This window comes from Mycobacterium sp. E2497 (assembly GCF_001668695.1).
GTDB lineage: Bacteria > Actinomycetota > Actinomycetes > Mycobacteriales > Mycobacteriaceae > Mycobacterium.
The window spans coordinates 1-5014 of the sequence record NZ_LZKD01000217.1 but is presented as its reverse complement, the minus strand read 5'-3'; the positions used below and the strand labels follow the sequence as shown (position 1 = coordinate 5014).

Sequence of the window (5014 nt, the reverse complement as noted above, 5' to 3'; positions counted from 1 at the left end):
TTCCACGCCGTGACCCCGGCGCAGGGCAGCGTCGCCGCCCGTTCGTCAGAGATCGCCGCGGGGATGCCGACGACCGCTTCCCGCGACACCACCTTGTATTCGGTGAGCCACCCGTCCTGCCCGCTGCCGTAGCTGTCGGAGTTGGCGGTCGGCGGCATCGGGCCGCCGAACCACCTGGGGTGGAAAGCGCTGACAACCCGGTCACCGGGGCGGTAGTCGTCGACGCCCTCGCCCGCCTCGACGACCTCGGCGGCGGCGTCGCTGCACGGCACCAGACCATGCCTGGCGTCCCGCACGTAGCGGCCGAGGGGGATCGCGATGTCCCGGTAGTTCAGTGCGACGGCCTTGATTCTCAGCAGCAGCTCTCCCCGCTGTGGTGAAGGGACGGGTTCGTCGCATAGCCGCAACCCGTCGAGTCCTCCGGCGGCGCCATCGAACCGGTATACGCGCATCGCCTGATTCCTCTCTCTGTCGGTTTCGGTGTCAACAAAGTGTGAGTTTGCGTCGGTGCTCGTCGAAGGTGATCAGCTCGTCGTTGTGTGTCCGGCGGGGATCTTGTTGTTACCTTGATCCTTGAATGGCTTTGGTAACGCCGATCGAGCCCACGGGTATGGTGGGCCGTTCGGTGACCTTCTTGGTCCATCGCGACAGGCTCAATCCGCCGTCTATGCCGCTGCGTTCGGGGAGTCCCGGGTCCCGCATGGAGCTCCGGTAACACCGCGGCTCGCTGTACTGCTGGGCCACCGAGGTGTAACCGATTGCGTTCATCACTACCCGCAACTGCCCGCGCGTGGCCGATATTCCGGCATTTCCGATTTCTTCGCGACAGATTCCATGTGATTCATCTCCCTCTAATTCGTCTGGGGGAGAGGATGATTGGTGCATCGATTGCTCGGCTCATCGGATATGGCGATAGGCACCTAAGGAAAGCTGTTGCAGCGGAGATGCTTACGCAGGTTCCGGTGACCGCTCGGAAACGTTGAGCACCGTCTCGATGGCGGTGGGAATATTCTCGACCGCCTCGGGTCCGCCTAGGGCCAACCGCATGAGATAGCCCGGCAGCACGCACAGCAGCAGGTCGGCGACGGCCGTCGGGTCGAGTCGGACATCGGATCGAGTGGGCGCATCGGTGCTCAACTTGGCGAGCGCGGTGCCGATCGCCTCGCGCAGGTGCGTGGCCAGCGTCGCGTTGCGCAGGGCTTCGGACCACACCAGCACCGCGATGGCGGCGAAGCCGTCCTCGCCGTGGCGATGGGTGACGAAGTCGAGCACGGTCGCAATGGCCGCCTGCGGGGTGGCGCCATCGTCGATGGATTGTCCGATGACGGCGACGACTTGCTCGAGGTTTTCGGCGGCGATCGCCTCGATGACCGCGTCTTTGCTGGGGAAGTAGCGGTACACCGCGCCGGAGGACATTCCCGCCTCCTCGACCAGGTCGTGCATCGACGCGGCGTGGAACCCGTTACGGATGAAGCAACGCCGCGCGGCCGCCAGGATGTGTGCGCGCCGTTCCGCGCGGTACTCCGGCGTGACTTTCGGCATGCTCGTCAACGTAGCATAAAAAAGCACGAGCGTTCGCGTTTGACAGGCGGCAAGCCGGGGCAGACCATAAACGTGAACGCACGTTCGCGGATTTCCGCCTCGATCCAGGAGGAGATGACGGCACATGACTCAGGCAACTGACTTCGGCACATTCGGCCGGTTTGTGGAGACGCCGGTCGACCAGATGGAGCCTGCGATGAAACAGGCATATGACTTCACCCGGGGGTTGCGCGGGCTGGTGCCGGGCCCGCACAAGATCTGGCTGGCCAACCCGACCCTGTCGACGACCATCGTGCCGACCGGCGCCTACTTTCAGCGATACTCCACGTTGAGCAAGGCCGAGATCGAAATCGCCACCGTTCTCGTCACCGCTCAATGGCGCAGCGCGTACGCCGCCTACGAGCACGAGATCATCGCCGAGCGCGACGGCCACCTCGACCCGCGGGCGGTCGAAGCCCTCATCGCGGGACTGCCGGCGTCGTTCGACGACCCGCGCGAGCAAGTGGTCTACGAGTTGGCGTCGGCGTTGGTCACGACGCGGGTGGTGCCGACGGGGCTCTACCGGCGCGCCCGGGACCTGTTGGGCGACGCCGGCATCGTCGACGTGGCGGTGCTGCTGGGGTGGTTCACCATGGTGTGCCTGACCCTGGGCGCCTTCGACGTGCCCGCCAATGCTGAGGGGCTGGACCAGTGAGGTGCGTCGCGCAGGCCCTGGGCGGCCGCCTCGACCTCGACCCGGCCCGGCTACGGTGCACCGGGCCTCGCGTCGACGACGCGCTACGTCAAGAAGCGGCGCAACGGTCCGGCGCCGCAGGGGTTTTGGGCATCACGGTGCTGACCACCGGCACCTTTCACGCCGGCTGCGCGATTCTCACCGCCCTCGCGATTCCCGCGCCCGACCAAAGCTAACCAGCGAGGACCACCATGTCTGTTCAGCCTTTGCCCACCGTGACGCTCACTCCCGTGGCGTACTTCCCGAAGCAATACTTTCCGGAGAACCTCGCCGTGCGCGCCGACGGCTCGCTGCTGATCACCGCCGTCCTGCAGCGCGAACTGTGGTGGGTGCCGCCGCCCCAGCCGGGCGCGCTCGTCGACCCGGTCCTGCTGCACACCTTCGATCACCCCGTCACCGGGATCGTCGAGGTCACGCCCGACGTCTTCGTCGTCAACCTGACGCTGGCCTACACCACCGGTGAATCACACCTTGCCAGAGTCGATCTCACCGACTGGGCGCCCGGACGGCCCGTGACACCGGAGCTGATCTACACCTTCGACGGGCGAGCCCGCGGACTCAACGGCAGCTGCCTGCTCGCGCCGGGGGTCCTGGCGGTCGCCGACTGCTTCGCGGGCCTGATCTGGCGAGTCGACCTCGACCAGGAGGCGCGGCGTGGGTCCGCGCGGGTCTGGCTGGCCCACGACACGATGGCCTTCGACCCCGACAGCGGTGTGCCGCCACCGCCGCAGCCGGGGGTCAACGGCGTGCGCTACAGCCCGCACACCGGCTACCTGTACTACACCTCGACCGCGCAGAAGGTGTTCATGCGCGTCGCGGTCGACCCGTCGACGCTGGACCCGGCCGGGTCAGCCGAATTCGTCGCCGCCATCGACAACGCCGACGACTTCTGCCTCGACGAAGACGCCGGGTTCGCCTACGTCACCCGGCACCGCGCCAATACGATCGACCGGGTGCCGCTGCAGCCCCGGCACGGCAGCGAGGTCCGTCACATCGCCGGTGACCCGTTCGACGCGGCCCTGGTCGGGCCGTCGAGTGCCGCCTGGGGGAGGGCGGACGGCGAACGCGGGCGGGTCGCTTACGTCACCACCGACGGCGGCACCACTGCCCCTCCCGACGGAATCGTTCGACGCGCCGCCGTGCTGCGCGTCGAATTAGGTTATGCCGCAACGGCCTCGATGGGCGGGACGAAGACATGACCGGGTATGTCGTGAAGACAGCACAGGCATCGATCGACACCCGCGTCGACGGAGACGGGCCCGCCGTCGTGATCATCCCGTCTTACGGCCGCGACGCCGGCGGCGACTTCGACGCCTTGACCACGGCGCTCGTCGCCGCGGGCCACCGGGTGTTACGCCCACAGCCGCGCGGCATCGCGGGTTCCCGTGGACCCATGAACGGTGTCACCTTCGCCGACATGGCCGGCGATATCGCGCGGGTGATTGAGGACCTGGCCGACGGGCCCGCCGTGATCCTCGGGCACGCCTTCGACAACTTCGTCGCGCGCGCAACCGCCGTGCACCATCCCGACACCGTGGCGGCAGTGATCCTGGCCGCCGCAGCCGGGAAAACCGTTGACCCACAGATCAATTCAGCACCGATACGCGTCGGTGACCTCACTCTGCCCGACGCGGCCCGACTGGACGCGCTGCGGATGGCCTTCTTCGCGCCCGGCCACGATGCCTCCATCTGGCTGACCGGCTGGTATCCGGAAACCCTTGCAATGCAGGTGGACTGCGCGCAGCACACCGACGTCGCGCGCTACTGGGGCGCCGGGGAAGCGCCGGTGTTCGAGATCATCGCCGCCCTCGACCCGTTTCACCACCGCGCCGAATGGGGCGACCTGCGCGCCCGCTACGGCGAACGCGTCAGCACCGTCGTCATCGATGACGCCAGCCACGCCCTTTTCCCCGAACAGCCCGACGCCGTGGCCGCCGCGATCATCGAGTACCTTCGTCGTTGAATCCGGTGTGAGGCGGCGGTGATGACGAACGACATTCATTCGATGGTGATCGCGTCGGACTACCGCGTTCCGGATCCCAGCCGGGTGTGGCCGCTGCTCGAGCGCAGGAAGACGGCCCTGGCCGACATCGGCGCCCACCACGTCCTGGTCTACACCTCGACGCACGACTACGGCCGAGTGCTGGTGATGATCGGAGTCCACAGCCGCGAGCCGATCGTGGAACTGCTGCGCTCGCGCGTCTTCTTCGACTGGTTCGACGCGGCCGGCGTCGACGACATTCCGGCGGTCTTCGCCGGCGAGATCGTCGACAAGTTCATTCCGGCGCCCACCGCGACCCCGGAGGCACCGGGCGTCGTCGTCGCCACCATCGCCTCGGTCCACGACGTGCCGGGGCTGGCCGCCGAAGTCGCCTCGGCCACCGAGAGATTCGTCGCGGCCGGCATCCGCAAGACGTGGATCTTCCAGGCCTTCGACGATGAGCACGAGGTGCTGATCATGTCGGAGTTGCCCGACGAGGAGAGCGCGCGGCGGTGGATCGAGCATCCCGACGCCGCGGCCGAGTGGATGTCGGGCGCCGGGGTGGGGCCCTACCCGCCGGTGTTCGTCGGCCGATTCACCAACATGATGCGCATCGAGGCGGACTGAGCGGCCACCCGGGATGTTCGTGTGCCTGTGCAACGGGGTCACCAGCCAAATGGTGACCGAGGCGATCGAGGCCGGGGCGTGCACGACCAACGACGTCGCCCGGGCCTGCGGGGCGGGCGCCGACTGCGGCC

General features: G+C 67.6%; 8 protein-coding genes. 6 read left to right on the top strand and 2 right to left on the bottom strand.

Going from position 1 to position 5014, the window contains the following annotated elements; translation table 11 throughout:
- On the bottom strand, positions 1 to 452 hold a 452-nt coding region (locus A5713_RS19705), incomplete at its 3' end, for an alcohol dehydrogenase catalytic domain-containing protein (RefSeq protein WP_156751954.1).
- 496 nt (positions 453 to 948) lie between these two features.
- Complete coding sequence (locus A5713_RS19695) at positions 949 to 1542, bottom strand: TetR/AcrR family transcriptional regulator (protein WP_068098068.1); 594 nt, start codon at positions 1540 to 1542, stop codon at positions 949 to 951.
- A gap of 124 nt (positions 1543 to 1666) precedes the next feature.
- Between A5713_RS19695 and A5713_RS19690 the strand changes: the two genes are divergently transcribed.
- The 6 genes from A5713_RS19690 to A5713_RS19665 form a co-directional block, all read left to right on the top strand.
- Positions 1667 to 2236, top strand: coding sequence for a carboxymuconolactone decarboxylase family protein (locus A5713_RS19690; protein WP_067927496.1), 570 nt, complete (start codon positions 1667 to 1669; stop codon positions 2234 to 2236).
- Positions 2233 to 2451, top strand: a complete 219-nt coding sequence (locus A5713_RS19685) for a hypothetical protein (protein WP_068098067.1) — start codon at positions 2233 to 2235, stop codon at positions 2449 to 2451. Before A5713_RS19690 ends, A5713_RS19685 begins: the two co-directional genes overlap by 4 nt.
- Before the next feature lie 15 nt (positions 2452 to 2466).
- On the top strand, positions 2467 to 3474 hold the full coding sequence (locus A5713_RS19680; protein ID WP_068098066.1) for a hypothetical protein: 1008 nt from the start codon (positions 2467 to 2469) through the stop codon (positions 3472 to 3474).
- Positions 3471 to 4238, top strand: a complete 768-nt coding sequence (locus tag A5713_RS19675) for an alpha/beta fold hydrolase (protein ID WP_068098065.1) — start codon at positions 3471 to 3473, stop codon at positions 4236 to 4238. The genes A5713_RS19680 and A5713_RS19675 overlap by 4 nt, the downstream gene beginning before the upstream one ends.
- Before the next feature lie 18 nt (positions 4239 to 4256).
- A complete protein-coding gene (locus tag A5713_RS19670; protein WP_197516418.1) occupies positions 4257 to 4883 on the top strand; it encodes a fatty-acid--CoA ligase in 627 nt (208 codons plus the stop codon).
- Positions 4884 to 4896: 13 nt separating this feature from the next.
- Positions 4897 to 5014: bacterioferritin-associated ferredoxin (locus tag A5713_RS19665; RefSeq protein WP_197516417.1), on the top strand; the 118-nt coding region annotated here is incomplete at its 3' end.